Consider the following 2,494-nt stretch of genomic DNA (forward strand, 5'->3'; position numbering starts at 1 on the left):
TGTGCCGACTTAGCTCAGTAGGTAGAGCAACTGACTTGTAATCAGTAGGTCACCAGTTCGATTCCGGTAGTCGGCACCATTCTTTTGCCTCGATAGCTCAGTCGGTAGAGCAGAGGATTGAAAATCCTCGTGTCGGTGGTTCGATTCCGCCTCGAGGCACCATATTTGGTGCACTTGCTTCATAAGCAAGACACAAAAAAGAATAATTCCTCCTTAGCTCAGTTGGTAGAGCGACGGACTGTTAATCCGCAGGTCGCTGGTTCGAGCCCAGCAGGAGGAGCCACTTTTAAAGCCGCATCACTTGATGCGGCTTTTTTGTATCTGCTTTATACGTCATTTCTCGTTTTCCCATTTATCTGCACTTCATTTCTAAACATCAGCGAACATTAAATCCTTTCTTCAAAAACACTTATTTCACGATAAAAATTTAATCCTCATCGTAATTTCAATACGCATTAGTATCCGAGCATATTCATCTTCACTAAGATGCCCGAGTTATTACATTTCTTCTTTTAGCTATGCCTTGCATAGTGATAACACTTTATTTGTGAGCTAAATATGAAACTAAAAACTCAAGCCTATTTATTATCTGCGATCATATTGCTAGCTCTCCTAGCTCTGACCGCAACGGGCTTATGGACACTTCGCGTCGCAAGTAACCTTGATAACAAAGCTCGAGTTACTGAGCTATTTAAAAGTGCGTACAGCATACTTACCGAAGTAGAAAAGATGGCTATCGAAGGCAAAATGCCGGATGACGAAGCGAAAGCATTAGCCACTCGCCTACTTCGTAACAATATCTACAAAGACAACGAATACGTTTATGTCGCAGATGAAAATATGATGTTCATCGCCGCACCACTAGACCCTCAACTGCACGGAACCAGCTTCCATGACTTTAAAGATGGCAGTGGTAATAGCGTAGGCCAACTCATTCTAGATGTATTGGGGCACAAAACAGGTCAGATCGTTGAATATACCTGGAGCCAAAAACAAGCAGATGGCAGCATTGAAGAAAAACACTCGATAGCAGAAAAAACACCACACTGGGGCTGGGTTGTCGGTACAGGTATTGGCTTTAATGAAGTTAACGCACGTTTTTGGTCGACAGCACAATGGCAGCTTGTGCTGTGTCTGATTATCGCGGGAAGTATTCTAAGTGGCCTGATCATTTCGATTCGCAAAATGCTTCATCTACTTGGTGGAGAGCCTAACGACGTGCGTAAAGCAGTTCAAGCTGTCGCTCAAGGAGACATTCAGACCAGTTTTGATACTGTGGCACCGAGAGGAAGTATCTATCGTGCCGTGCAAGATATGAGTCAATCACTAGCTACCATGGTGACAAACCTAGAGAAGTCTATGCATGCACTGCGCGCAGAGTTGTCTGCCGTAGAAGCTCGATCAAATACGATTGCCGATCTTACCGTATCTCAGCAGCAATCAACGGCGATGATTGCCACTGCGATGACTGAAATGGCATCTTCAGCCAACCATGTTGCCAATTCAGCAAGCGACACCGCAAACAATACGGACGAGGCTGACAAACAAAGCCAACATACTCAGAAACTCATTCATAACACGGTTGAAAACATTCAAGGTTTAGCTTCTCAATTAAATACTGCGAGTAAAGCGGTCGCCGATCTAGATCAGGATGTAAATAATATTGTAAAAGTGCTCGATGTGATTGGTGATATTGCAGAGCAAACAAACCTATTGGCACTCAATGCAGCCATTGAAGCAGCACGTGCTGGAGAACAAGGCCGAGGCTTCGCAGTCGTTGCTGATGAGGTACGCAACCTAGCAGGACGCACACAAGACAGCACAAAAGAGATTCAGTATATGATCTCCAATCTGCAAGAAGGCTCTCGCAATGCCATTCACACAATGGAAATATGTGCAGAAACCAGTGAAAGCACTGTTACAGAGTCTAAGAATGCCTCTGAAGCTCTACAGCAAATTGTAACGGCGTTAGAATCTATCACCACAATGAGCCAGCAGATCGCTACTGCTGCCGCTGAGCAGACGCAGGTTAGCGATGATATTGCGCTACGCATAAACCTTATCGAGGAAAGCGGAGGCCAACTCAACTCTGTCGTAACCGAGAGCCAATCAAGTACTCAAAGTTTAGCTTCACTAGCGAATGAGCTAGAAGGTTGGGTAAACAAGTTCTCAGTAAAGCACTAGTTTAAAGTCAATTGTTCAATAAAAAGCACGTTTTCAGACGTGCTTTTTTGTTTTTATCGCCTTTATTTTGCAAGTGAACACACTATCAATGTTAAAACATCGCTTAAAGCATGGCGCATTGCTGCTAAAAACGCATAAAAACAGCCCACTCCGAGCACAAATTCATCAAACGATATTTTATTTTAATTTTATTGTTGACCTGAAAGCCGAAAAGCCTTTTAATACACCTCGTCGCCCGGATAGCTCAGTCGGTAGAGCAGAGGATTGAAAATCCTCGTGTCGGTGGTTCGATTCCGCCTCCGGGCACCAC

1 protein-coding gene and 4 tRNA genes are annotated in these 2,494 nt (G+C 44.2%); all 5 read left to right on the forward strand.

Annotated features, from left to right (window positions below):
• Window positions 1–3: 3 nt before the first annotated feature.
• The 5 genes from R7F07_RS24570 (at window position 4) to R7F07_RS24590 (ending at window position 2,493) form a co-directional block, all read left to right on the forward strand.
• Window positions 4–79 (forward strand) — tRNA-Thr (locus R7F07_RS24570).
• Between the two features lie 7 nt (window positions 80–86).
• A tRNA-Phe gene (locus R7F07_RS24575) sits at window positions 87–162 on the forward strand.
• Window positions 163–207: 45 nt separating this feature from the next.
• Window positions 208–283: transfer RNA gene (locus tag R7F07_RS24580), tRNA-Asn, on the forward strand.
• 275 nt (window positions 284–558) lie between these two features.
• Window positions 559–2,184 carry a methyl-accepting chemotaxis protein gene (locus R7F07_RS24585; protein ID WP_171343491.1) on the forward strand — a complete coding sequence of 542 codons (1,626 nt, stop codon included), beginning with the start codon at window positions 559–561 and terminating at the stop codon, window positions 2,182–2,184.
• Between the two features lie 233 nt (window positions 2,185–2,417).
• Window positions 2,418–2,493 (forward strand) — tRNA-Phe (locus tag R7F07_RS24590).
• Window position 2,494 lies beyond the last annotated feature (1 nt).

Origin of the sequence: Vibrio sp. YT-16, from assembly GCF_033337405.1 — a bacterium.
Lineage (GTDB): Bacteria > Pseudomonadota > Gammaproteobacteria > Enterobacterales > Vibrionaceae > Vibrio > Vibrio alginolyticus.

Coding starts and splice junctions, on each gene's coding strand:
- R7F07_RS24585 (WP_171343491.1), top strand. CDS start 559: ATGAAACTAAAAACTCAAGCCTATTTATTATCTGCGATCATATTGCTA.